The following is a 22,275-nucleotide window of genomic DNA, read 5'->3' as shown; positions in this document are numbered from 1 at the left end:
TGCAACCGGCAGTGTTCCCATCATGCCAGGCGGTAACCCGGCTCCTTCCCGGTGTCAGCCGGTCACCGACAGCGTCGCAGCGGCCGCCACGGTCACCGCCATCACCGCCAGTTCGGTGTAGGCCCGGGTGCGCGACACCGCGGCGGTGCTGCGGTGGGTCCGGGCGGCGGGCAGCCACAGCTCACGGTTGCGCCACGCCAGCACCACGAGCAGCACAGTGAGCAGGATCTTGGCCGACAGCAGCCTGCCGTAACCGGTGGTGAGCAGGCCGGCGGGCGATTGCAGCACCGTCAGACCCGCCGCGACACCCCCGACCAGCAGAGCGACCACACACACCAGCGACAGCCGGGAGAAGCGCGGAAGCACCCGCGCCCACTGGCCGCGGTGGTCGACGGTGAGCACCAGCGCGGCCAGCGTCCCGCACCAGACCGCCGCCGCGAGGGCGTGCACGGCGACCGCGAGACCGCCGAGCGCGCTGTCCGACAGGTGACCGGTCAGCGGGTGTCCCACGATGCCGACGCCGGCCAGTCCCGCAGTCAGGATGCCCGCCGGGCCGGACCGGAGGGCCGTCACGGCCAGCCCACACACCGCCGCCGCGGCGACCAGGGTGAGCACCGTCGCGCGGCCCGCCGCGGTGTGCACGGCGAAGTCCCAGGTCGGCGCCCACCCCAGCCGGCCGACCGGGACGCCCGAGGCTTCGGACGCCGCCAGGACGAGCCGTACGAGCTCGGCGACCACCCACACCGCCGAGGCCACCACCAGCGGTGCGGTGGCGCGGCGGGCCAGGTTCTCGCGGTACCGCGCACCGTCCAGTGCCGGAACGACGGCCGCACCGACGGTGACCACGGCCGCGGCGTCGGCGAGCGTCCGCACCAGCGCCGGGCCCAGCGGACCGGAGGGGAACGCCAATGCCCAGGCCGCGACACATCCGGCGAGGGTGACAAGCGCACCGCCCGCCACCGCCCGCACGGAGATCACGAGCGGCGCCGGACCGCCCAGACCGCTGCCGCCGCGACCAGTGCCGCGACCGCCGCCACGAACGGCCAGACCGGCACCCCGCCGTCGGAGCCGTCTGTTTCGGCGGGTGCGGCCGCCGGCGGCGCGGCGGGGCTTGCCGGTGCCGGGGTGCCGGCGGCGTCCGGCGTGCCGGCGGCCAGGACGCGGTAGGACCACGATCCCGTCACCACGTGGCCGTCGGCGGAGGTGGCGCGGTAGTTCACCGTGTAATCGCCTGCGGGGCCGCCGGGCCGGACCGGCACGCTGATCACCGCGCCGTCGACGGTGACATCGGCCTCCGACCACTGGTCACCGTCCGGGCCGATAACGGTCATCGCGGCGAACCTGGATTGCATGGATTCGTTGAACGTCGCGCTCACCGTGGCGGGGGGGAGCGCCAACTCGGCGTTCTCCGCGGGGTCGCTGGCGATGCGGGCGGCGTGCGCCCATGCCGATGTGGCGGAGCCCAGCGCGGCGGCGGCGAGGCCGAACACCACGGCCACCACCAGGAATGCGTGCATCGCACGCGGTACTGCAGTCATTCGATTGGCTTTCTCGGTCGATCGGAAGGTCTCGGTCAGCGGGGCAGCGCGACCGGTGGTCCCCGATGCGACATCGAGCAGGCCAGCAGCAGAGCCGACCGCATCGGATGCTCGGCGAACCTGGCGGCGACGTTCCCCCGCGCGGCCGGCGACGGCAGACTGCGGGCTCTGACCAGGCGCACGGCCGCCGACAGCGCACGGCACAACCGCGCCCCGGCGACGATCAACGCCGCCCCGATCAGGACCGCCAGCGTGTGGGCCGACGCCATCGCCCACGCGGGCGGTGCGGCGTGCGTGTGGTGCTGGGCCGCGAGCGTCGCATGGCCGGCCAGCTGACCGGCGCCGAGCAGGCTCACCAGCACCGGCACACCGTCGGCTCGGGGGATCGTCGAGGCCAGGGCCGCGACCATCACCGCGATCAGTGCCAGCAGCACCGTCGACGCGCCCGCTGGGACGACCCCGCCGCCGACACTGTGCGCGGCCAGCGTCAGGGCTGCCGTCAGCAGACCTGCAGCCGCGCCGCGCAGTCGCGCCGGGGCTCCGGACAACGGGTCAGACCACGCCCAGCCGGGCCATCAGGTCGGCGTCGATGCCGTCGAGTTGCTCGGCGATCGCCGCGTGCGCGGCGCGCCTGCGGGCCGACGGCATGTTCTCGGCCGCCGCGACGGCGGCGTTCAGATCGGTCAGCCGCTCGGTGATGGCGGTGACGAACTGCTTGGTCTCGGCGTCCTTCGGCTTCTTCTCGGCGATCAGCCGCAGCGAGTGCTCGGCGCCGCTGATGCGGGCCGACAGCTGCGCGCCGTGCCCGGAGAACTGGCCGAGCTGGCTCAGCGGCACCCCCAGCCGGTCCGCGCGGCGCTCGTCGATCAAACCGCGCGCGGAGATCGACGCGCGGTACACCAGCGGCACCACCACCGGAGCCAGCAAACGCGAGACGGTGAGCGCCCTCCGGATTCGGCTGGGAGAGAACAACTTGCCCTCCTGCGCCGCCTTCAGCTGCGTTTCAGCTACCTTCAGCGCGGCCCGGTCGCTCTCGCGCTGCGCCTTCAGCTGTGAGCGGAGTGCGCGGGCCTGCGCCTTCTGCTCGGATTTGAATCGGCGCACCTCGTTCTTGGCCGACAGCCTCGCTTCGAGCTTCGCCTTGGCCTTGATGGCGCGGGCCTCGGCCCTTCGGGTAGCGCGGGATTTACGTCGTTTGAACAGACTCATCCCTGCGGCCTCCCGGTCAACTCATGAGCACATTCCGCCGGACAACCGGCGGTGACGGTGATCAACATTAGCGTTCACCGCCGGACAGGATGTCCTCGCGCCCCGCCCCGCCGGCCGGTGTGATCGTCGCAGCAAACGAAACACGCCGATTGTGCGAGAATCGACCCACATCGTGGTCAGACGGCGGCCGGTCCGCCGAAGGGGGTGGCGGCGTGGGTGCGCGGGTCGTTGCAGCAACCGCTCTGGTGCTGTCCGGCCTGCTCATGGGCGGTGTCCCGACCGCTTCGGCCGAGACGGGATCGACCGCCACCGACGGCGTGGTCAGTGGCGCTGACGGGGATGCCGAACGCCCCGACCTCCCGGACGACGGCCGGGACCCCGTGGACAGCGACCCCGTGGACGACCCCGAACACCCCCTGGACGACCCCGAACACCCAGTGGACGACCCCGCCGATCCCGTCGAGGACCCCGCTGAGGACGCCGACACCGATCCGCCGGGCGTCCAACCCGGCGACGCGCCCGAGGACGACGACCCGGACTGCGCCCCGGGCTGGCCGTGGCCCGGTCAACCCGGGGATCTCCCCCGATCCGACGGCGTCTACGGAGACCGGCCACCGGAAGGGATGCCGTCTATCCGGCCGGTCCCGGGTGGCGTGGTCGGACCCGGCGCCGGACTCCCGACCGGGGAACCACCGGACGTACTCGACGCCGTTCCGGGTGTCGGCGCCGCCGGCGACGTCCCGGAGGCCCCGATCAGCGTGCCGATCGTCGTGACCGTGCCCGGCATCGGTCCCGCGCCGCCGTCTGTCCCGGTCGGCGTCGGTTCGGGAACCGGTGCATCCGGGGGAGCGGGACGGGTCGCCGAGCCCCCGCCGCCGCGCCGGTCCGCCGCCGCGCCGGCCCCCGCCACCGGCGAAGCGGCGCTTCCCGCGACGGCGGCGCGCGCAGGTTACGGCGAGTATCTGCGCGGCGCCGGGTTATCCCAGATCGCGGCGCTTGCCCTACCCGGGCTGGCCGGGTTGCTCGCCCTGACCGGGGCGGGCGGCCTGGTCGGATATCGCCAGGCAAAAGCCGGCCAGGGGGTGCGGCCAGGACGGACCGCGCGCTTCGTGAACTGACGGTTCTGCCCATCCCGCCGGGACGGGCAGCGCATAGTTGATCCAGCGAGAGGGAGGGGGATTCATGCCCGCGAGCCGCAGCGTCACGCGCGCGGTCGGTGAAGTGCTCGACCTGGCCCCGCGGCAGGGGGAGGTCTCACTGCCTCGGTTGGTCGAGGCGGTCAGCGAGAGCCGCGGCCGGCCCATCGAACTCGCGACGGCCGAACTGCCGCCCGGGGTGTGCGGGCAGTGGCGACAGTACGCCGACCGTGACGTCTTCCTGATCCAGCAGGGCCTTCCGGCCTGGGATCGCACGCTCGCCCATGAACTGGGTCATCTGGTGCTGGGGCACGAAGGCATCCCGGTCGTCCAGGCCGCGCTCGACAACACCGAGCTCGCCAGCTCCGACCTGATCGGATACATGCTCAACCAGCGCACCGGCTGCATGGGGCCCAGCGGCGAGGAGGCCGAACAGGAGGCCGAGGACTTCGCGGCGCTGCTGATCTATCGGCTGGGGCGCCTGCCTTCGGACCGCGCCTCGATCGTCCAGGTCCGGCTCGGAGAGGCGTTTGGTTGATCGTCTGGGTGATCGCCGGCCTCCTCGGGCTGGCCACAGGCCTCCGTATCGGCTGGGCGCTGGTCAACAAGCAGTCGTTGGTGAGCACTGCGATGATCCTGGCGCTCGGCAGCCTCGGCGTGGTCGCAGCGCTCAACTGGCCGCCGCTGACGCTGCTCGTCGACACCGTGCTGCGCTGGCCCAACATCTCGATGGGGCTCAGCCAGGTCGCGTTGGTGGCCTGCGCGGCCGGTAGCTGCGTGATGATCACCACCGTCTCCTCCAGCCGCGCGCCCGCCACCGCAAAGCGAATCGCCATCGCGCAGTACGGAGTTGCCGCCGTGATCGCCGCCGTCAGCTTCGCGATGTTCCTGTCGGCGGACAAACAGCCGGAGATGGCACCCGAGGAATACCTGCGCCGCAACCTCGGATCCGGCGGAAACGCGCTGCCGTGGCTGCTTCCGTTGCTGTACGTGCTGCTGGCCCTGAGCCTGGTGGCATGGGCAGGACTGCGGCTTTCCAACCGGACCAGGAGGGGCCGGGCGCTGTTCGTCTTCACCGTCGGGATCGTGCTGATCGTGCTGGCCCTGGCGTTCTTCGTGCTCCGCGCGGTGGGCACGACCGAGCTGGTGGGCATCGGCGCCGCGGCTACGCTGCTGGGCTGCGCGATGCTGATCGTCGCGGCGGGATCCCTGCTGCCCAGTCTGGAGGACTGGGTCGGCGCCCGCCGGGAGCTGCGCCTGATCGAGCCGCTGCTCGACGAACTGGGCCGGCGCCACCCCGACGTGGGGATCGGTGTCCGGCCGCGCGGCCCGCTGGTCTTCCGGGTGGCCGAGCGGATGTCGTTGATCTCGGATGCGCTGTTCCTGGAGGCCACCGCCGCCGACGGCGCCCTACGTCCGGTCGACAGCAGCGGCGCCGAGGTCACCGATCTGGACGAACTCGTCGAACGGGCTGAGCTGGAGGCCCCTGACGTGTCCCCGGCCGAGCAGGCGACTGCCGTTGCGGCGTGGATCCACGAGGGACAGCACGGCGCCGCGGGCGACGGACGCGAGAAATTCCCTGGGCTGGCGTGGTTGCGTCAGCCCGCTACGTACTCGGATCGCGAGTGGATTCTGGAGATCGCGCGTCAGTACCGCTGCCTGACCGCTGGTGCCTTCGATGCCGTCCCGGAACACGCCGGCGGCGGCGCGGTTGCCGACTGAGCGCGGACAACCGCCGCGAGGCTAATCAGTCGAGATTCTCGCGCCGACGCAGTTCGTCGACTTTCTGCACGATGTCCTGCTTGGCTTCTGCCGACAGGCCGACGGTCCTGGCCGCGATGCGGCGAACCCCTTCGTCACGCATTCCGGCGAGCAGGGTGAGCTCCTTGTCGAGCTTCTCGTAGTACTCGTCGTCGGTGAAGTACGCGGGCTTGATACGGAAGAAGTTGGCAAGCGCGGCCATCGTGGCGACCGACGGGTTGGTGCGGTTGCCAGAACGCAGCTGCGAGAGGTACGGCGCGGACATGGTGACGCCCTCGGCCTTGAGTGCTGCGATCACCTCCGCCGAGGTGTGCGGGCCTCGTCCGGGCGGGTAGACCGTGTCGAACAAGCGGTTGAGGCGAGCGGCAAACGTATTGCTCATCGGAAGGACCTCCACATACAGGCGAGCGGGTTCATCGGGCGGCGTATTTGCTGATTATCGTAGACATACATCTGGCCACAACCAAGTGCAAACCTCGTCATAGTCAACTCGGTCCGCAGCCCGGAGCGCCGCTGCTGTCGTGAACGGCGTCAGTATTCGCACCTCGCACTGCCATAGTACGGTGCGGTTAAGCAAATAATAACGGCTACGTAGCAAGCATACGCGCGTCTTCTGGGCCCCTGCCGTCACATAAGTTGCCCTATGTGTCACCGGCAACTATCTCCCCCCGCGAAGCCTCAATCGCGCAGGTTTGCTGGAGGGTATGTGCGCCCTGCTCGCCACCAGGCATGGGAACCGGCTTCGCGGCATGTGACGCGGCAAACGCCGGTGATAACGGCCACGGCAGGCACCCGAGAATGTGTCAGTAGCCAATGGCAGTCAGGGGCCCGGCGTCCCGCCCAGAACCTGTCAATGTCCTGGCAAAAAATAGGCGCGGCGTGGCGCTACGCCGCCAGCAGCATCGCGAGAATGGCGGTGTCGGGGTGGCTGATCGGATCCACCCCGACCCGGCTGACCATCGAGGTCACCGTGCCGTCGGATTCCGCCTCGACCCACGCCGCCCGGTGTTCCAGCCCGAGATGCGGCAGCCCGGGCAAGAGCACACACCCGGACGCGGCCCCGGCGCACTCCGGTAGCGACGGCGTGGTCTCCGACGGCGGATGCAGCATCATCAGCGCCGGCGGCTGGCGGTCGGCGAAATGGCCCGGCGGCACCGCCGCGTCCCCGACCACGGTGCCCTCGGCCAGCACCAGACCTACCGTGCCCGGCTCCGGCTCTTCCGGCAGCTCCTCGCGGACGCCGAAGATCGTCGTGGTGGACAGCAGCCCCGGCATCGACGCGACGCGCACGGCCACCATGAGTAGTTGTGCCCACTCCTTGGTGGAGTCCGGCCAGCGCCCGGACACGACGAATCCCTTGAGAGACCCACGAGAGTGAAAAGGGGCGATCTCGATCGCCCGTCCGGCCCCGAATTCCATTCCGCCTCCTGGCATCCGTACCAATGCCCGACACGCCTCTGGGTCGATCCGGACAGAATGCTGGAGAAACGCACTGGCAGACAAGTGGACCCGACTGCCAGCGGGCAAAACAAAGCCGGCTCGGTCGAAGACCGAGCCGGCTTTGGTAAGGGAACGGGATCAGGCGGGAGGGTAGACGCCCATCTGCTTGCCCTTGTCGGTCTGCCAGAAGATGTCGGAGATCTCGTCGATGGTCTTGAGCAGCTTCTCGGCCACGGCGGCGTCGAGCGACTTCTTGACGTCACCGGCGCCCTTGACGCCTTCCCAGAACAGCTGATGCAGGTTCGGGAACTGCTCGAAGTGGTCCTTGGTGAAGAAATCGGCCCACAGCACCATCAGGTGATGCTTGACCTCTTCGGCCTGGCGCTCCTTGATGATGATGGCGCGCGTCTTGAAGTGCTCGTCATCGGAGTCGTGGTACTTCTGGATCGTCTTGAGGCAGGACAGCGCCTCGATCTTGGCCTGCGCGGGGTCGTAGACGCCGCAGAAAAGGTCGCAGTGGGCGTGGGCGGGGGTGGCGTTGGCAAACAGTCGATGCAGCATGGCCCTAACTTACCCTTAGCCGATGCGGGGAAGCCATGGGCCACGAGCGTCCGGGTTCGGCTGGCCGGTACGCCGTTTCGTGGTGGTCGAGGACTCGATGCTGCCGACGCTGGAACCCGGCGACATGCTGTTGGCCTGGCGCGACGGTAGGCCCCGTGCCGGCCAGATCCGGGTGTTCCCCCACCCGAACAAGTCGACGCGCTGGCTCGTCAAACGCGTGGGCGAGGTCTACGGCACGGTGTTCGAGGCCCGATCGGACAATCCGCGGGCGGCCGGGGCCAGCGATTCGCACGACTTCGGCCCGGTGTCCGCAGCCGGGAGCTATCGCGTGTTCTGGCGGCTGCCGGCACGTTGCGCGGGCTGAGCGCAGGGGCCGGTCAGTACAGCACGATCAACGCGAGGATGCCGAGCAGCACCAGCGCGATGAGCCCGGCGCGCAGGCACGCCATGAGCTGGCTGCGGGTGTAGGCGCGCGCGGAGGTCTGCCATTCAGAAGGCTGGAATGCCGACCCCGAGCCCATCGAAGACGACGCCATCAGAAGCTCCTCACCCGCACGCTCTGTACCTCCCCGGCCACCGCTTCAGTGAGATCGATCACACATCCGCGCGTGTGACGGCGATCATAACGCGTGGTGTCTCCCCTGAGAAATCGAGAGCGTAGCCGGGCCGCACCCGCCGGATCGCTTAGCGCGACAAAATATTCGCTCAGCCGAAACGGAAGCTGTTGACTATCTGAGCGCCCGCGGAAAAGTTATCCCCAGGCGCGGCCCCCACCGGCGGCTCATTGCCCGGTCGGGGCTGCGCCGGCCTGTGGATGAAGGTGTGGAAACTGTGGATGGCGGTGGCCCGCGGAGGTATTGCTGACGACCCGTTCTGGCCAGCCGGGGCAGGCACATGCCAGCATGAGGTCATGGGTGACACCGAGGTGCCGCAGGCGGCGATCGGCGACGTTCCGGTCGAATTCGACGAGGCCGTGGTCCTGCTGGACGTGCGCGAGGACGACGAGTGGCAGCGCGGTCACGCGCCGGGCGCTCAACACATCCCGATGGGTGACGTCCCCGCGCGACTGGCGGAGATCGACACCCAGGCGAAGTTGTTCGTGGTCTGCCATGCCGGCGGCCGCTCGCAGCGCGTCGCCCAGTACCTGGCGCGCAACGGCTACGACCCGATCAACGTCGCCGGCGGGATGCTGGCCTGGGCGGGAGCCGGACGCCGAGTCGTCACCGACAGCGGAGACGCAGGCACGGTCTGACTTACTCTGGTCCGATGATCCAAGTGTGTTCCCAGTGCGGAACGCGGTGGAACGTGCGCGACCGGCAGCGGGTGTGGTGCCCGCGCTGTCGCGGCACGCTGCTCGCACCGTCGGGCCATGCTTCCGGGCAGGGTTGGGGTCCTGGCCACGGCCCGCACCCGGACCCGAAGCGTCAGGGCCAGCCGCTGCCGTCCGGCTACCGCTGGGTGGCGGTACGGCCGGGCGCGCCTCCCCATCCCCGCCGCGCACGCCGTGAGCTCGGTCCGACCCCGCGGTATCAGAGCATCCCGCGATGGGGTCTGGTCGAACACTTCGAAAGCCCCGTCGAACACGCTCCCCAGCGCAAGGGACCGTCCCCGACCGCGGTGCAGATGACGCTGGTGGTGACCGTCGCCACGCTGGGGGCCGCGGCGTTCGTCCACCTGGTGCGTTACGTGCTGCTGATCATCAACCGTTCGGTGCTGCTGAACCCGTGGGTCGCGGGGGCGGCCACCTGGGGCGGTGTCGCGGTGAGCGTCGCGGCAGCGTTCATGACGGTGGCCAGCGTCGTCGTGCTGATGAACTGGCTGATCGCGCGCCGGGCGGCGGCGTTCGCGCACGCCGGTCAGACCGAGCCGAGACCCGGGTGGGCGCTGCGGCTGGGTTGCCTGATCCCGTTCGCCAACCTGCTGTGGGCGCCGGTGTTCGTGATCGAGCTCGCCGGGATCGAGGGCAGACAGCGCTGGTTGCAGCGACCGGTCCTGGTGTGGTGGCTGCTGTGGGTGGCCAGCACCGTGGTGTCGGTGTTCGCGTTCGCGACCAGCTTCAGGGCGGACCCGCAGGGCATCGCCGACAACACCGTGATCACGATCGTGGCGTACCTGTTCGCGGCCGCGGCGCTGCTCGCCGCGCTCAAGGTGTTCCTCGGTTTCGAGCAGCAACCGGTGGAGAGACCCGCCCAGCGGTGGGTCATGGTGGCGGCCGGCGCCGAGGAATCCGAGGCACCCGAGCGCCCCGAACCCGCGCGTGCGGTTGAGAGCGCCGGGGAGAATTCGGCAGCATAGCGATATGAACTCGGGCGGGACGTTCTGCGGTCATCCATTCGTGGTCGCGCACCGAGGTGCCTCGGCCGGGCGTCCCGAACACACCCTGGCGGCCTACGAACTCGCCCTCGAAGAGGGCGCGGACGCCGTCGAGTGCGATGTGCGGCTGACCCGCGACGGGCATCTGGTCTGCGTGCACGACCGCAGGCTCGACCGCACGTCCACCGGTTCCGGACTGGTCAGCGACATGACCCTGGCGCAACTGCGCGACCTGGACTTCGGTTCCTGGCATCCCAGCTGGAAGGACGACGGCAGCATCGGCGACACCGGTCTGCTGACCCTCGACAGCCTGGTCTCGCTGGTCATGGACTGGAACCGGCCGGTGAAGATGTTCATCGAGACCAAGCATCCGGTGCGGTACGGCGCGCTGGTGGAGAGCAAGGTGCTCGCGCTGCTGCACCGCTACGGCATCGCGTCGCCCGCCTCGGCCGATCTGTCCCGCGCGGTGGTGATGTCCTTCTCGGCGGCCGCGGTGTGGCGGATCCGTCGCGCGGCGCCGCTGCTGCCGACCGTGCTGCTGGGCGAGACGTCGCGGTATCTCGGGGGCAGTGCGGCCACCACCGTGGGCGCGACCGCGGTGGGTCCGTCCATCGCCACCCTGCGGGAACATCCCGAGCTGGTCGACCGGGCCGCCGCGCAGGGCCGCGCGCTGTACTGCTGGACCGTCGACCACTACGAGGATGTGCAGTACTGCCGCGACCTCGGGGTGGCCTGGGTCGCGACGAACCACCCCGGCCGCACCAAGTCCTGGCTGCAGACCGGTCTGACCGGCGCCGAGCGCGACTGAGCGGACGCGCTTAGAGCGCGCCGCCCGCGGCCTTGGGGGCGGACGGGTCCGCCGACGGAGCGGCGAGTTCGCGTGCCACGAAGTCCTCGAGGTGGAACAGGTTCGCGCCCGCCCGGTCGGCGATCCGCACGAGGGTGGTCATCTGCGCGACCTCTTCGACCTGTTCCTTGAGGAACCACTGCATGAACTGCTCGCCGAGGTAGTCGCCCTCGTCGCGGGCGGTGGCGGCCAGCCGGCTGATCTGGTCGGTGACCTCACGCTCCAGATCGAGCGCGAACGCGATGGCCTCACGCGGGGTCTCGAAGGAGTTGCGCACCGGGTCCACGGCCGGGATCTCGGCGCGGACACCGCGATCGACCAGGTAGCGCACCAGCATCATCGCGTGATTGCGTTCCTCGACCGACTGGCGATAGAAGAACTCGGCCAGCTGCGGGAGGTCGTCGCTGTCGAAGTGCACCGCGATCGCGAGGTACTGCTGAGATGCTCCGAGTTCGCTACGCACCTGGTCGTTGAGCAGGCCGTGGAATTTGGTGTCGAGTGCATCGGAGGCGGCAACGGAAGTCATGGCACCACAATAGAGCAGGTCACGGGGCCTTTTCATCGAAGGTGAACCTTACCGAGGTTAGGTTTGCTTTAGTTAGGGTGACCATTGTGACCCGCACTACACAGTTTGCTCAGCGGTTATGGACCGGCGCCGTCGAGGAGGTCCTGGGGCACCGGTGTGTCGGACGCGAGCGCGGAGAACAGCCGCTGGGCGGCCTCGGTGTCCCACACCACGATCGACCCGGACCCGTTCGCGGTGAACTCGCCGATCGGCACCGTCACCGTGGTGATGTCGCCCCGCAGGCCCCACGCGAGCCGGGCGAGGTCCCACACGTGGTCGCCGGTGCCGACCGACACGGTGCCCGCGGCGGCGTGCAGCAGCGGATACCACCGCAACGGGTTGAGCAGCACGGCCGGGCTGGCCGCGCGCTCGACCAGCGCGCTCATGAACTGGCGCTGATTGGCCATCCGGTCCAGATCGGCCCGCGGGGTCGCCCGCGAACGCACGAAGCCCAGCGCCGAGCGGCCGTCCAGCCGTTGGCAGCCGGCGGGCAGGTTGATGCCCGCCAGGGGGTCGTCGATGGGTTCGGGCGGACACAGCGTCACCCCGCCGACGGCGTCGACCAGGCTCGCGAAGCCGCCGAAGCCGATCTCGGCGTAGTGGTCGATACGCAGGCCGGTGGCCAGCTCGACCGTCTGGGCCAGCAGCTGCGGACCGCCGACGGAGAACGCGGCGTTGATCTTGTCGCTGCCGTAGCCGGGGATCGAGACGTACGAGTCGCGCGGAATCGACACCATCGTCGCCCGGGTCGGGGCGCCCAGTCCGGGCAGATGCACCACCAGGATCGTGTCGGTGCGGCTGCCGCCGAGCACTCCGCCGGTGGCGAGCTCGGCCTGCTGCTCGGGGGTCAGCCCCTCGCGCCCGTCCGAGCCGACGAGCAGCCACGTCGTGCCTTCGCCCTGCGGCGGCCGCTCGGGGTAATCGACCAGTGCCGCGACCCGGGTCAGCGACGAGTCGACCCACACACCCGCCGCGACCGTGCCCACCGCGAGCAGCACGAGCAGCGCCATCGCGATGCGGAGGACGCGGCGCAGCCGGCGGGGCTTCTTCTTCTTTACCGGCGGTGGCGGCGGGGGCGGGGCGGTCCGGCTCTGTCGCGGTGGTGGCGGAGGAGGAACCGGTGGCCGCGGCGGCGGCGCGTGACGCGCCGGCGGGTGGGGACGCGCGGGCGGCGCTGGACGCGCCGGTGGTTGGACCCGCGGCGGCGAGTTGTGGCGCGGGGGAGCCGGGGGTGGGTTGTGCCGCGGCGGCGTCGGCGGATTGGGCGGCCACACGGGCCGGTGATTCGGGTCGCGCCGCATCACCTGCGACGGTTCCCGACGGCCGGGGGTTCCGCGCGGAGGCGGCGGTGGCACCGGCCCCGGAAGCGGCGGCCGCTTGTCGGTCACGGTCAAGAATGTACGCGGAGGCGGCGGCGTGGCCGGTGAGCCCGCACCGTCAGAGCAGCCACTCGAGACGTTCGTACAGCAGCGAGTAGCCGACGAAGGCGACGGCGTCGATCAATGTGTGGGCGACGATGAGCGGCCACAGCCGGCCGGTGCGCTGGTAGAAGTAGCCGAACACCAGACCCATCGCGAGGTTGCCCAGCCCGGCGCCGAACCCCTGGTAGAGGTGGTAGATGCCGCGCAGCAGGCTGGAGATCGCCAGGGCCCACCACGGATTGACCCTCAGCTGACGCAGCCGGGTCAGTAAATACCCGACGACGATGACCTCCTCGGCCCAGCCGTTGCCGAAGGACACCAGCAGCAGCAGCGGGATGCGCCACCAGGTGTCGTTGAGCTCGGCGGGTTCGACGGCGGCATTGAGGCCGAGCAGCCGGGCGATCTGGTAGAGCGCCAGCCCGGGTATCCCGATCAGCGCGGCCAGCCCGACCCCGCCGAGAACGTCTTTGCGCCAGCGGATCCGGGCCAGACCGATGCGGGCCGGCCCGTCCCCGCCGCGCCAGAGCAGGTACACCGCCAGCGCGCCCCAGGCCAACAGCTGGAAGAGCCTGGCCAGGTTCAGGCCGAGGTCGATCAGGTCGAACGGCGAGCGGATCGGATTGAGCTCGACGGTCTGGCCGGCCAACCCGAGCAGGACGCTCTCGATGAGGCTGAGCAGCGCGGTGTAGCCGCTCAGCGCGAAGGTGACCGCCAGCACGACGCCGATCTCGATGCGCAGCGCGCGGCGCTGCGCATCGGTGGGTTCATCGGCGGTCGCGGTCACCGCAGACACGGTAGCGGCCCCGGCCGCCGAGGGGGTCAGGCGCCGCGGGCGCGCAGGCCGTTGAGGAACGGGCAGCCCATCAGCACCCGGATGGCCTGGCTGAGGCCGGTCACGTCGTCGACGGGCCGGGCGAACGGCAGCCGCACGTCGTGGTCGCCCTCGGAGTTCTCCACCCGCAGTTGCACGCCGTAGCGGTCCAGGCCCAGCGGCCGCACCCGGCCCCGGCGCAGGGAGGCGGGCAGCCGCGACGCGAGCCGGGTGACCACGTCGCGGTGCGCGGACTCCATGTGCTGCAACCAGCTGGACTCCATCGCGCAGAACGGGTCCGGCCGGGCGCCGAGCAGGGCGCCGACCGCGACGGACTCGGCGCCGGTCGAGTCGGCGACCACGACCGATTCGATCTCCAAGCGCATCAGCGCGTAGCGGGTGGCCTCCGGAGCGCTGCCTGCGTGCTCATGCTGTCCCGAATTGACCTGCAGCAGAGCGGGGTTGGGGTCAGCTTCGGCGATCAGGTCCAGCAGTGCGGACACCTCGCCGAGCGGGACGTCGCGCAGCCTGCCCTGGATCCAGACCAGGGAGCGCACCGGTTCGCGCAACGGCAGTGGCGCGTAGTCGGTCATCTCCAGCACGGCCTGGATGCCCGCGTTGCCCGCCGAGACCACCGCGGCGGCCAGCAGTCCGTCGGCGGGCAGGGTGATCGCGAACGAGCCGTCGTCGAGCAGGTGGTGCACGGGAGTGGCGGCCGGGTCGATGCCTTCGACCGCGAGCATCGCCCCGCCGCCCCGCGCGCAGGCGCTGCGGATGCGCTCCGCGGTGGTGGGGGCCGAAGTCGCTGCCGGTGCTGTCATCGCCGCCTCCTCAGAAGTTGGTAAGGTGAGCCTAACTTAACTACGGCCGAGTCCGGGGCGCAAGGCCTTCGCGCAGCGGAACGGGATTACCGGACCAGCGGATAGGGTGGTGAAGTGCCCGGCATCGCTTATCTCGGCCCGGAGGGGACGTTCACCGACGCGGCGTTGCGCGCCATCGAGGCCAACGGGCTGATTCCTTCGACACTGCCGGACGCCGGGCCCGAGCCCGTCACCCGGATCCCCGCCGAGAGCACCTCGGCCGCGCTGGCCGCGGTGCGGTCCGGCGACGCGGACTATGCGTGCGTGCCGATCGAGAACTCGATCGACGGGTCGGTGATCCCCAGCCTGGACAGTCTGGCCGTCGGGTCCCCGCTGCAGATCTACGCGGAACTGACCCTGGACGTGTCGTTCACCATCGCGGTACGTCCGGGCTCGGTCGCCGCCGACGTGCGCACCGTCGCGGCCTACCCGGTGGCCGCTGCGCAGGTCAAGCACTGGCTCGCCGAGCATCTGCCGAAAGCCGAACTGGTGCCTGCCAATTCGAACGCCGCGGCGGCGCAGGACGTGGCCGCCGGGCGGGCGGACGCCGCGGTGAGTACCGCGCTGGCCACCGAGCGGTACGGGCTGGCGCCGCTGGCCGCCGACGTCGTCGACGAGCCGAACGCCCGCACCCGGTTCGTGCTGGCCGGGCGACCGGGCCCGCCCCCGAAACGCACCGGCGCCGACCGGACCTCGGTGGTGCTGCAGTTGGCCAACGTCCCCGGCGCGCTGGTCTCGGCGATGACGGAACTCGCGATGCGCGACATCGATCTGACCAACATCGAGTCCAGGCCGACCCGCACCGAGCTCGGCACCTACAAGTTCTACCTGGACTTCGTCGGGCACATCGACGACGTCCCGGTCGCCGAGGCGCTGCGGGCGTTGCACCGCCGCTGCGACGACGTGCGATATCTCGGGTCGTGGCCCACCGGGGACGCGGTCGGTGCGCCGCCGCCGCCGATGGACGAGGCGACGGCGTGGTTGAACCGACTCCGGGAGGGCCGCCCGTGAGCGGGCGTCTGGTGCTGGTGCGGCACGGCCAGTCGCACAGCAACGTAGCGCGCCGACTGGACACCAGGCCACCGGGAGCCGAACTGACCGACCTGGGCCGCGAGCAGGCGCGGTCGTTCGCCCGGGGGCTGACCCGCCCGCCGGCGATGGTCGCGCACTCGATCGCCGTCCGGGCGGTCCAGACGGCCGACCACATCGCCGCCGAGGCCGCCACGGCCCGGAACAGGCACGAGTTCGAGGGTCTGCACGAGGTCCAGGTGGGCGAGTTGGAGGACCGCACCGACGAGGCCGCCCACGACGAGTTCAACGCCGTCTACCGGCGCTGGCACCAGGGCGAGTTCGATCTCGCGCTGCCCGGCGGGGAGACCGCGCGACAGGTGCTCGACCGCTACGTGCCGGTGCTCGAGCAGCTGCGCATGCGCTACCTCGACGACGCAGCCTGGCACGGCGACATCGTCGTCGTCAGCCACGGCGCGGCGATCCGGCTGGTCTCGGCGGTACTGGCCGGCGTGGACAGCAGCTTCGCGGTCGACCACCACCTGGCCAACACCGAATCGGTGGTGCTGGCCCCGGTCACCGACGGCCGCTGGACCTGCGTGCAGTGGGGCAAGTTGACCCCGCCGTTCGGTCCCGGCGCCACGGTCACGAGCGGCGTCGACCCGACCGGCTCAACCGACCCGATGGGCTGAGACCGGCACGTCGCACACGCACCCGACGGTGGTGCAGTCCAGATGGATGTCGTGGAGGCTGTCGGCGACGAAGCAGTCGTCCTCGGTGCATTCGGCACGGCGGAAGGCGTGATGGATGAGCGCCCCGTGGCAGTGCTCCAGCCCCAGACGGCAGGCGCGGCACTGAATGGTCATGTCCCGTTCATAGCACCCGGCGGTGACGTATCCCGGTTGCCGCGCGGCCTTTCGCCGACGCGTCAGGCCCAGCCGAGTTCGTGCAGGCGCTCGTCGTCGATGCCGAAGTGGTGCGCGATCTCGTGGATCACCGTGATGGCCACCTCGTCGACGACCTGTGCCTCGGTGTCGCAGATGTCGAGCAGCGCCTCACGGTAGATCGTGATGGCGTCGGGCAGCGATCCCGCGGCGTACCAGGAGTCGCGTTCGGTCAGCGCGACGCCCTCGTAGAGGCCGAGCAGGTCGGGTTCGTCCTCGTTGCGGTCGGCCACGAGGACGACCACGTTGTCGATCGCCGCGGCCAACCGCGGCGGGATCAGGTCCAGTGCGTCGCCGACGAGCTCCTCGAACCGTTGCGGGCTCATCCGCACGGCCACCGGGCTACACCCCCGGCGGAGGCGGCACGGCCGGCGGGCCCGGGACCGGCGGGACCGCCGCGGGCGGCAGCAGCGGGTCGACCGGCGGAGCGGGCGGCGGCAGCTGGTCGGCCGGGGGCGCCGGCGGCGGGAGCTGGTCGGCCGGCGGCGCGGGCGGCGGGGTGTTGAGGAACGTGTTGCCCTGCTCCGGAGGCGCCGGGGCCGGCGGTCCGTGCTGGCTGTCGTCCGACGACGACTCCGACTCCGACGACTCCGACGACGACGAGTCCGACGAACCCGACGACCCGGAGGAAGACGATCCGGACGACGAACCCGACGATCCGGACGAGCTCGACGACCCGCTGGAGGACGACTCGGGCAGCGGGATCGGCGGCAGGCTCAGGCGCTCCTCGGGGATGTCCGGCGGCGGGACCGGCGGCTGGCCGTTGATCATCAACGGGCCTTTGGCGCTGTTCAACAGCGTCGACCAGCCCCCGTTGCCGAGGGTGGCGCCGATGCTGCAGGACACCTGACGGCTGCCCGCGGCCCAGCTGGGCAGCGACACCGTGCTGTAGACCAGGGTCAGCGTGGTGTCGCGCAGCTTGATCGGCGCCAGGTAGGCATCGGTCAGCTTGGTGCACTCGTCCTTGATGAACGTGTCCTGCTCGGGTTCCGGCGGAAGCGCCTGCGGGAACTTCGCGGCGAGGTTGACCGCGCCGGTGACCTCCATCGCGTGCGGCGCCGCGCAGTCGACCGGGATGTCGGTGGGCTGGTTGGTCGCCGGGTCGATGCCCAGGCAGGTGCCCGCAGGCCAGACCTTGGACTGGTCGATCTCGGCGACCCGGCCCTGGAACGGCAGCTGCTGGTTGTTCGGGCCGGGCAGTTGCAGGCCGCACAGCATCCGGCGTTCGCCGGACTGCCGCCACGCCTTGTCGCCCGACCACAGCATGCTGACCGTGAACCGGGAGTTCGGGTCGAAGCGCGGGCCGAGATAGCGCTTCACGGCCGCCGAGCACTGCTCCTGGCTGATCTGCTGGATGCGCGCGGCCGACGGGGGTGCGGCGTCGGGGCCGTACTCGCTGCCCGGGAACGTCCGCATGTCGACTGACTCGGCCACCTCGAAGCGGTGCTCGGCGGCGCAGTCGACGATCTCCGCGGCGTCCGGGGTGCGGTCGGGCCAGTTCAGGCAGTCGCCGCTCTTGGCGTGGTCGAAGGTGTCGTTTCCGCGGGGGCCCAGCGAGATCGAGTTCGCGGTCAGCCCGCCGGACGGATCGGTCTGGGGCAGGGCGGTGATCACACCGGCGATCAGGAGGCCGCCGAGGGCGGTCAGCAGCAGCGCACGCCGGGTCGACGCGGCCTGCAGGCTCCTCCACCAGGGTCCGGGTGTGTCTGACATCCGCTCCATTGTGACAGGCGTGTCAGGTGCTGTGACAAGTGATGCAGTTGTAACGTTATGTGGTTGTGCCGGTAGGTCGGCGGACCCCGTAGGGTTGCGCCTGTGATCGACCTGAAGGTGCTGCGAGAGAACCCGGACGCCGTACGCGCTTCACAGCTGGCCAGGGGCGAGGACCCCGGTCTCGTCGACGCGCTCGCCGAGGCCGACGTCGCGAGGCGGTCCGCGATCTCGGCGGCCGACAATCTGCGGGCCGAGCAGAAGGCGGCCAGCAAACTCGTCGGGAAGGCCTCCCCGGAGGAACGTCCCGCACTGCTGGCCGCGGCCAAGGAACTCGCCGAGAAGGTCAAGGCCGCCGAGGTGGCGCAGTCCGAGGCCGAGCAGGCCTACACCGCCGCCCACATGGCGATCTCGAACGTCATCATCGACGGCGTGCCGTCCGGCGGCGAGGACGACTTCGTCGTGCTGGACACCGTCGGCGAACCGCCGGCCCTTGCGGATCCGAAGGACCACCTCGAGCTCGGCGAATCGCTCGGGCTGATCGACATGGAGCGCGGGGCCAAGGTGTCGGGCTCGCGGTTCTACTTCCTCACCGGGTTCGGGGCGCTGCTGCAGCTGGGGCTGTTCCAGCTCGCGGTGCGCACCGCCACCGAGAACGGTTTCACCCTGATGGTGCCGCCGGTGCTGGTGCGACCCGAGATCATGGCCGGGACCGGCTTCCTCGGCGCCCACGCCGACGAGGTCTACCGGGTGGAGGGCGACGACCTGTACCTGGTCGGGACATCCGAGGTGCCGCTGGCCGGCTACCACTCCGGCGAGATCCTCGACCTGTCGGGCGGGCCGCTGCGCTACGCCGGCTGGTCGTCGTGTTTCCGCCGGGAGGCGGGCAGTTACGGCAAGGACACCCGGGGCATCATCCGAGTGCACCAGTTCGACAAGGTCGAAGGCTTCGTCTACTGCCGCCCCGAGGACGCCGAGGCCGAACACCAGCGGCTGCTCGGCTGGCAGCGGCACATGCTGGGCCTGATCGAGGTGCCCTACCGGGTGATCGACATCGCCGCGGGCGATCTGGGGTCCTCGGCGGCGCGCAAGTACGACTGCGAGGCCTGGGTGCCCACCCAGCAGACCTACCGCGAACTCACCTCGACGTCGAACTGCACGACGTTCCAGGCGCGCCGGCTGTCGGTGCGCTACCGCGACGAGAACGGCAGGCCGCAGACCGCCGCGACGCTCAACGGCACGCTGGCCACCACCCGCTGGCTCGTCGCCATCCTGGAGAACCACCAGCAGCCCGACGGCAGCGTGCGCATTCCCGAAGCACTGGTGCCCTACCTCGGCACCGACGTGCTGAGGCCGAAAAGCTAACGGCTCTCCAGGAGTTCGTCGAGCACCTCGATGAACTCGTCGGGGCGTGCCGGAGTGCACGCCGGATCCAGCCGCGTGTTGTCGACGTCGAAGGTCACCAGCGTGGAGCGCCGCAACCGGTCCAGGTCCAGCGGCAGCCAGCGCCGGAAATCCGAGGTGCCCCACAGCCGGAAACGGTGGATGAACCCCCCGAGCGGCTCGGCGCGGTACCCGCGGATGTCGCGCAGCGGGATGATCTTCGACGTGCCCGACGGAAAGTGGTACCGGCGCAACGTGATCGCCTCCCGATCCAGCTGGATCCGGCCGTCGTCGTAGAAGCGGTCGGTGGCGGTCACAACTTCGCCGACCGCAGCTCGTGGCCCTTGGTGGTCAGGCACCGGCCGTTGGCCAGATTCCATTGCCACCCGTGCAGGTTGCACGTCAGGGTCTCGCCCTCGACGACGCCGAACTTCGACAGATCCGCCTTCAGGTGCGGGCAGCGTCGCTGTATCTCCCAGCCCTCCATCGTGATCGAGGAGCTGTCGTCGTGCGCCTCGGCGAACCAGCCGTCGGCGTAGGCGATCCGCTCGTCGGTCAGGCACTTGAAGAACGTGTAGAGGTACTCGTTGTAGCCGCCGACGCGCCATGCCGAGAAGCGGGTGGACAAGAAGATGGTGTTGACCCAGTCGGGCTCGTTGTCGCGCAGCACCGTGCGCACCAACTCGGGGGCGATGCCGAAGCCGTAGCGGAACTTCTCGTCGGGGATGGCTTCCCGCACAGCACGTTTCGGGAAGTCGATGACGACGACTTCTGGGCCCAGGCGCAGTTCGACCGGGTAGCCGATGCCGTCGCAGATCTGGTCGGACTGCAGCATGATGGGTTCGAACAGCGCGCGCAGCGGCTCGAGCAGCGGTTCACCCTCCGCCGGCGCCCAGGCGGCCTTCTCGGCGGCAAGCACCGGCGCCATCCGCTCGGCGTAGTCGGCGATGTATTCGGCCTTGCCGGTGGTGAAGATCGACAACACGTCGTCCTCGGGAACCGGGTGGGTCAGCGAATTCAGTTGCGATCCAGTGAAATCGGCGGTCGACCCGGGGATCATCAGCAGGCCGCCGTCGTGTCCGTGGCTGCGCATCTGATCCAGGAAGACCACCTGGTCGGGGAAGATGTTGGCCGGATCCCCGTGGTCGTCGTTGAGGTCGCGCAGGTCGGGATCCAGGAAACGCGGGCCGGCCGACGGGATCACCCACGTCGCGCCGACCTGGGCGATGTACTGGCGGCACCGGTCCATCTGGCGCTGACGTTTCTGGGTGCCGAACGCCTCCTTGGCGCGGGCGGGCATGTCGTAGACCATCGGGTACCAGATGGCCCCCGAATACTGCAGCATGTGGACGTCGATCTGGCCGAAGTCGGCGTCGAGGACTTCGAGATCGACGGGGCGGGCGTCGTTCATGTTGAACGCGACGGTGTCGCCGTCGTCGACGACGAGACCGGAATCACCGATCGGGCCGTCGGCGGGGGCGCGCAGCGCGATGATCATCACGTCGAGGTCGCCCTTGGGGCCGCTGACCCGGTGCTTGACCGAGTCGGTGGTCTCGAAGAACCGGTGGAAGCCCAGGTTTTCCAGCTCGCGGCGCAGATCCGGCACGGGGAAGTCCGGCAGCAGCACGACGGCGTCCTTGTTCACGTGCTCGCGCAGGTTCTTCGGGTCGAAGTGGTCTTTGTGCAGGTGCGACACGTAGAGGTAGTCGACGTCGCCGAGTGCGGCCCAGTCCAGCTCGCTGTTGTCGGGGAACGGGAACCACGATGCGAAGTACGCGGGGTTCACCCACGGATCGCACAAGATGCTCCCGGCCTTGGTGTCGATACGGAAGCCGGCGTGCCCGACGCTCGTGACCTGCACAGATACCCCTTCTGCGCCCGGTTCGGGCGCGTGTCGTCCACCATGAAGCTTAGCGGGGGATACCCGGGACCAGCTGTCTGTGTCGCGGGCCCCACAGCGCACTACGCTGTCGGCTGTGGAACCGGTATATGGCACTGTCATCCAGCTCGCGCGCCTCGCCTGGCGGGCGCAGGGGCTGAAGTTCACCATCACCGGGGTCGAGAATCTGCCCCGGACCGGCGGCGCGGTCATCGCGATCAACCACACGAGCTACATCGATTTCACGTTCGCCGGCCTTCCCGCCTACAAGCAGCACCTCGGCCGCAAGGTCCGGTTCATGGCGAAGAAGGAAGTCTTCGACAACAAGATCGGCGGACCGCTGATGCGCGGGATGCGCCACATCCCGGTGGACCGCAGCAGCGGCGCGGCCTCCTTCGAAGAGGCCTGCCGCAGGCTCGCCGCCGGCGAGTTCGTCGGCGTCTACCCCGAGGCGACCATCAGCCGCAGCTTCGAGATCAAGGACTTCAAGTCCGGTGCCGCGCGGATGGCGATCGCGGCGAACGTGCCGATCGTGCCCCACATCGTCTGGGGCGCCCAGCGCATCTGGACGAAGGGCCATCCCAAGAACCTGAAGCGCCCCAAGGTGCCGATCTCCATCGCGGTCGGCAAGCCCATCGAGCCCACCCTGCCGGCCGCGGAGCTGACCACGGTGCTGCATTCGCGGATGCAGCACCTGCTCGAGCAGGTGCAGGACGACTACGGCCCGCACCCGGCCGGCGAGTTCTGGGTGCCGCACCGCCTGGGCGGCGGAGCCCCGACCCTGGCCGAGGCCAACCGGATGGACGCCGAGGAGGCGGCCGCCAAGGCCGCCGGGCGCGGCACGCCGGGACTGGACGCCGGCCCCGCCGAGGCGCCGGGGTAAGCCCAC

Annotated in this window: 27 protein-coding genes and 1 pseudogene; 11 read left to right on the top strand and 17 right to left on the bottom strand. The window is 70.2% G+C overall.

The window, feature by feature from the left end; genetic code table 11:
- Positions 1-54 precede the first annotated feature (54 nt).
- Genes C6A87_RS27080 through C6A87_RS27065 form a run of 4 tightly spaced genes read right to left on the bottom strand, consistent with a single transcriptional unit; the run spans position 55 to position 2,747 of the window.
- Positions 55-978, bottom strand: coding sequence for a CopD family protein (locus C6A87_RS27080; protein ID WP_311115048.1), 924 nt, complete (start codon positions 976-978; stop codon positions 55-57).
- Entirely contained in the window at positions 975-1,538 is a 564-nt protein-coding gene (locus C6A87_RS27075; protein ID WP_311115047.1) for a copper resistance protein CopC, read from the bottom strand. The genes C6A87_RS27080 and C6A87_RS27075 overlap by 4 nt, the downstream gene beginning before the upstream one ends.
- Positions 1,539-1,573: 35 nt before the next feature.
- The gene (locus C6A87_RS27070; protein ID WP_311115046.1) at positions 1,574-2,086 is read right to left on the bottom strand and encodes a hypothetical protein; all 513 of its coding nucleotides are present in this window, start codon (positions 2,084-2,086) and stop codon (positions 1,574-1,576) included.
- Positions 2,087-2,090: 4 nt separating this feature from the next.
- Positions 2,091-2,747 carry a DUF6474 family protein gene (locus tag C6A87_RS27065; RefSeq protein ID WP_311115045.1) on the bottom strand — a complete coding sequence of 219 codons (657 nt, stop codon included), beginning with the start codon at positions 2,745-2,747 and terminating at the stop codon, positions 2,091-2,093.
- Between the two features lie 212 nt (positions 2,748-2,959).
- Here C6A87_RS27065 and C6A87_RS27060 point away from each other — a divergent pair, with 212 nt between their 5' ends.
- From C6A87_RS27060 to C6A87_RS27050, 3 genes are all read left to right on the top strand, one after another.
- Complete coding sequence (locus C6A87_RS27060) at positions 2,960-3,865, top strand: hypothetical protein (RefSeq protein ID WP_311115044.1); 906 nt, start codon at positions 2,960-2,962, stop codon at positions 3,863-3,865.
- Between the two features lie 64 nt (positions 3,866-3,929).
- On the top strand, positions 3,930-4,421 hold the full coding sequence (locus C6A87_RS27055) for a DUF955 domain-containing protein (RefSeq protein ID WP_311115043.1): 492 nt from the start codon (positions 3,930-3,932) through the stop codon (positions 4,419-4,421).
- Positions 4,418-5,605 carry a hypothetical protein gene (locus tag C6A87_RS27050; RefSeq protein WP_311115042.1) on the top strand — a complete coding sequence of 396 codons (1,188 nt, stop codon included), beginning with the start codon at positions 4,418-4,420 and terminating at the stop codon, positions 5,603-5,605. Before C6A87_RS27055 ends, C6A87_RS27050 begins: the two co-directional genes overlap by 4 nt.
- A gap of 25 nt (positions 5,606-5,630) precedes the next feature.
- Here C6A87_RS27050 and C6A87_RS27045 read toward each other — a convergent pair whose 3' ends face one another.
- The 3 genes from C6A87_RS27045 to sodN all read right to left on the bottom strand — a co-directional run bounded on the left by C6A87_RS27045 (position 5,631) and on the right by sodN (position 7,645).
- Positions 5,631-6,026 carry a helix-turn-helix transcriptional regulator gene (locus C6A87_RS27045; protein WP_003931320.1) on the bottom strand — a complete coding sequence of 132 codons (396 nt, stop codon included), beginning with the start codon at positions 6,024-6,026 and terminating at the stop codon, positions 5,631-5,633.
- A 503-nt stretch (positions 6,027-6,529) separates the two neighbouring features.
- A complete protein-coding gene (locus C6A87_RS27040; RefSeq protein ID WP_311115041.1) occupies positions 6,530-7,063 on the bottom strand; it encodes a peptidase in 534 nt (177 codons plus the stop codon).
- A 159-nt stretch (positions 7,064-7,222) separates the two neighbouring features.
- Positions 7,223-7,645, bottom strand: a complete 423-nt coding sequence (gene sodN / locus C6A87_RS27035; RefSeq protein WP_003931318.1) for a superoxide dismutase, Ni — start codon at positions 7,643-7,645, stop codon at positions 7,223-7,225.
- Between the two features lie 22 nt (positions 7,646-7,667).
- Between sodN and C6A87_RS27030 the strand changes: the two genes are divergently transcribed.
- Positions 7,668-8,009, top strand: coding sequence for a S26 family signal peptidase (locus tag C6A87_RS27030; RefSeq protein WP_311115040.1), 342 nt, complete (start codon positions 7,668-7,670; stop codon positions 8,007-8,009).
- A gap of 13 nt (positions 8,010-8,022) precedes the next feature.
- On the opposite strand, the gene C6A87_RS27025 is transcribed toward C6A87_RS27030, so the two are convergent.
- On the bottom strand, positions 8,023-8,181 hold the full coding sequence (locus C6A87_RS27025) for a hypothetical protein (RefSeq protein ID WP_311115039.1): 159 nt from the start codon (positions 8,179-8,181) through the stop codon (positions 8,023-8,025).
- 374 nt (positions 8,182-8,555) lie between these two features.
- Here C6A87_RS27025 and C6A87_RS27020 point away from each other — a divergent pair, with 374 nt between their 5' ends.
- The 3 genes from C6A87_RS27020 to C6A87_RS27010 are packed head-to-tail and all read left to right on the top strand — an operon-like array spanning position 8,556 to position 10,766.
- Entirely contained in the window at positions 8,556-8,897 is a 342-nt protein-coding gene (locus C6A87_RS27020) for a rhodanese-like domain-containing protein (RefSeq protein WP_311115038.1), read from the top strand.
- 14 nt (positions 8,898-8,911) lie between these two features.
- Positions 8,912-9,940 carry a DUF4328 domain-containing protein gene (locus C6A87_RS27015; protein WP_311115037.1) on the top strand — a complete coding sequence of 343 codons (1,029 nt, stop codon included), beginning with the start codon at positions 8,912-8,914 and terminating at the stop codon, positions 9,938-9,940.
- A gap of 4 nt (positions 9,941-9,944) precedes the next feature.
- Positions 9,945-10,766 (top strand): glycerophosphodiester phosphodiesterase, encoded by an 822-nt coding sequence (locus C6A87_RS27010; RefSeq protein WP_311115036.1) that lies wholly within the window; start codon positions 9,945-9,947, stop codon positions 10,764-10,766.
- 10 nt (positions 10,767-10,776) lie between these two features.
- On the opposite strand, the gene C6A87_RS27005 is transcribed toward C6A87_RS27010, so the two are convergent.
- The 4 genes from C6A87_RS27005 to C6A87_RS26990 form a co-directional block, all read right to left on the bottom strand.
- Positions 10,777-11,331 carry a ferritin gene (locus C6A87_RS27005; protein WP_311115035.1) on the bottom strand — a complete coding sequence of 185 codons (555 nt, stop codon included), beginning with the start codon at positions 11,329-11,331 and terminating at the stop codon, positions 10,777-10,779.
- A gap of 116 nt (positions 11,332-11,447) precedes the next feature.
- Positions 11,448-12,380 (bottom strand): LCP family protein, encoded by a 933-nt coding sequence (locus C6A87_RS27000; RefSeq protein ID WP_396836946.1) that lies wholly within the window; start codon positions 12,378-12,380, stop codon positions 11,448-11,450.
- Positions 12,381-12,807: 427 nt separating this feature from the next.
- Positions 12,808-13,575 (bottom strand): type II CAAX endopeptidase family protein, encoded by a 768-nt coding sequence (locus C6A87_RS26995; protein ID WP_311115034.1) that lies wholly within the window; start codon positions 13,573-13,575, stop codon positions 12,808-12,810.
- Positions 13,576-13,610: 35 nt separating this feature from the next.
- Positions 13,611-14,423, bottom strand: a complete 813-nt coding sequence (locus C6A87_RS26990) for a DUF2470 domain-containing protein (RefSeq protein ID WP_311115033.1) — start codon at positions 14,421-14,423, stop codon at positions 13,611-13,613.
- A 174-nt stretch (positions 14,424-14,597) separates the two neighbouring features.
- On the opposite strand from C6A87_RS26990, the gene pheA reads away from it, so the two are divergent.
- Entirely contained in the window at positions 14,598-15,473 is an 876-nt protein-coding gene (gene pheA / locus C6A87_RS26985) for a prephenate dehydratase (protein WP_396837130.1), read from the top strand.
- The gene (locus C6A87_RS26980; protein WP_311115031.1) at positions 15,470-16,162 is read left to right on the top strand and encodes a histidine phosphatase family protein; all 693 of its coding nucleotides are present in this window, start codon (positions 15,470-15,472) and stop codon (positions 16,160-16,162) included. Before pheA ends, C6A87_RS26980 begins: the two co-directional genes overlap by 4 nt.
- Here C6A87_RS26980 and C6A87_RS26975 read toward each other — a convergent pair.
- The 3 genes and pseudogenes from C6A87_RS26975 to C6A87_RS26965 all read right to left on the bottom strand — a co-directional run bounded on the left by C6A87_RS26975 (position 16,142) and on the right by C6A87_RS26965 (position 18,136).
- Complete coding sequence (locus C6A87_RS26975; RefSeq protein WP_311115030.1) at positions 16,142-16,336, bottom strand: hypothetical protein; 195 nt, start codon at positions 16,334-16,336, stop codon at positions 16,142-16,144. The genes C6A87_RS26980 and C6A87_RS26975 overlap by 21 nt on opposite strands.
- Positions 16,333-16,752, bottom strand: a pseudogene (locus C6A87_RS26970) (metallopeptidase family protein). The gene C6A87_RS26975 and the pseudogene C6A87_RS26970 overlap by 4 nt, the downstream one beginning before the upstream one ends.
- Positions 16,753-16,756: 4 nt before the next feature.
- Positions 16,757-18,136: a septum formation family protein gene (locus C6A87_RS26965; RefSeq protein WP_311115028.1), complete on the bottom strand. Its 1,380-nt coding sequence runs from the start codon at positions 18,134-18,136 to the stop codon at positions 16,757-16,759.
- A gap of 93 nt (positions 18,137-18,229) precedes the next feature.
- On the opposite strand from C6A87_RS26965, the gene serS reads away from it, so the two are divergent.
- Positions 18,230-19,489, top strand: a complete 1,260-nt coding sequence (gene serS / locus C6A87_RS26960; RefSeq protein ID WP_311115027.1) for a serine--tRNA ligase — start codon at positions 18,230-18,232, stop codon at positions 19,487-19,489.
- Here serS and C6A87_RS26955 read toward each other — a convergent pair.
- Both C6A87_RS26955 and C6A87_RS26950 read right to left on the bottom strand, forming a co-directional pair.
- Positions 19,486-19,824, bottom strand: coding sequence for a hypothetical protein (locus tag C6A87_RS26955; RefSeq protein WP_311115026.1), 339 nt, complete (start codon positions 19,822-19,824; stop codon positions 19,486-19,488). The two genes, serS and C6A87_RS26955, sit on opposite strands and share 4 nt — an antisense overlap.
- Positions 19,821-21,368, bottom strand: coding sequence for an MBL fold metallo-hydrolase (locus C6A87_RS26950; RefSeq protein WP_311115025.1), 1,548 nt, complete (start codon positions 21,366-21,368; stop codon positions 19,821-19,823). Before C6A87_RS26950 ends, C6A87_RS26955 begins: the two co-directional genes overlap by 4 nt.
- A 115-nt stretch (positions 21,369-21,483) precedes the next feature.
- Between C6A87_RS26950 and C6A87_RS26945 the strand changes: the two genes are divergently transcribed.
- The gene (locus tag C6A87_RS26945; RefSeq protein WP_311115024.1) at positions 21,484-22,269 is read left to right on the top strand and encodes a 1-acyl-sn-glycerol-3-phosphate acyltransferase; all 786 of its coding nucleotides are present in this window, start codon (positions 21,484-21,486) and stop codon (positions 22,267-22,269) included.
- Positions 22,270-22,275: the final 6 nt, after the last annotated feature.

The organism is Mycobacterium sp. ITM-2016-00317 (assembly GCF_002968295.1).
Lineage (GTDB): Bacteria > Actinomycetota > Actinomycetes > Mycobacteriales > Mycobacteriaceae > Mycobacterium.
The sequence above is the reverse complement of the archived record's forward strand: the minus strand, read 5'-3'. Positions and strand labels throughout refer to the sequence as shown.

What these genes read in the sequence shown, in the direction of transcription:
- C6A87_RS27075 (WP_311115047.1), bottom strand. Translation starts at nt 1,538, where the DNA reads ATGACTGCAGTACCGCGTGCGATGCACGCATTCCTGGTGGTGGCCGTG.
- C6A87_RS27065 (WP_311115045.1), bottom strand. Translation starts at nt 2,747, where the DNA reads ATGAGTCTGTTCAAACGACGTAAATCCCGCGCTACCCGAAGGGCCGAG.
- C6A87_RS27055 (WP_311115043.1), top strand. Translation starts at nt 3,930, where the DNA reads ATGCCCGCGAGCCGCAGCGTCACGCGCGCGGTCGGTGAAGTGCTCGAC.
- C6A87_RS27045 (WP_003931320.1), bottom strand. Translation starts at nt 6,026, where the DNA reads ATGAGCAATACGTTTGCCGCTCGCCTCAACCGCTTGTTCGACACGGTC.
- C6A87_RS27040 (WP_311115041.1), bottom strand. Translation starts at nt 7,063, where the DNA reads ATGGAATTCGGGGCCGGACGGGCGATCGAGATCGCCCCTTTTCACTCT.
- sodN (WP_003931318.1), bottom strand. Translation starts at nt 7,645, where the DNA reads ATGCTGCATCGACTGTTTGCCAACGCCACCCCCGCCCACGCCCACTGC.
- C6A87_RS27030 (WP_311115040.1), top strand. Translation starts at nt 7,668, where the DNA reads ATGCGGGGAAGCCATGGGCCACGAGCGTCCGGGTTCGGCTGGCCGGTA.
- C6A87_RS27025 (WP_311115039.1), bottom strand. Translation starts at nt 8,181, where the DNA reads ATGGCGTCGTCTTCGATGGGCTCGGGGTCGGCATTCCAGCCTTCTGAA.
- C6A87_RS27020 (WP_311115038.1), top strand. Translation starts at nt 8,556, where the DNA reads ATGGGTGACACCGAGGTGCCGCAGGCGGCGATCGGCGACGTTCCGGTC.
- C6A87_RS27015 (WP_311115037.1), top strand. Translation starts at nt 8,912, where the DNA reads ATGATCCAAGTGTGTTCCCAGTGCGGAACGCGGTGGAACGTGCGCGAC.
- C6A87_RS27010 (WP_311115036.1), top strand. Translation starts at nt 9,945, where the DNA reads ATGAACTCGGGCGGGACGTTCTGCGGTCATCCATTCGTGGTCGCGCAC.
- C6A87_RS27005 (WP_311115035.1), bottom strand. Translation starts at nt 11,331, where the DNA reads ATGACTTCCGTTGCCGCCTCCGATGCACTCGACACCAAATTCCACGGC.
- C6A87_RS27000 (WP_396836946.1), bottom strand. Translation starts at nt 12,380, where the DNA reads ATGGCGCTGCTCGTGCTGCTCGCGGTGGGCACGGTCGCGGCGGGTGTG.
- C6A87_RS26990 (WP_311115033.1), bottom strand. Translation starts at nt 14,423, where the DNA reads ATGACAGCACCGGCAGCGACTTCGGCCCCCACCACCGCGGAGCGCATC.
- C6A87_RS26975 (WP_311115030.1), bottom strand. Translation starts at nt 16,336, where the DNA reads ATGACCATTCAGTGCCGCGCCTGCCGTCTGGGGCTGGAGCACTGCCAC.
- C6A87_RS26965 (WP_311115028.1), bottom strand. Translation starts at nt 18,136, where the DNA reads ATGGAGCGGATGTCAGACACACCCGGACCCTGGTGGAGGAGCCTGCAG.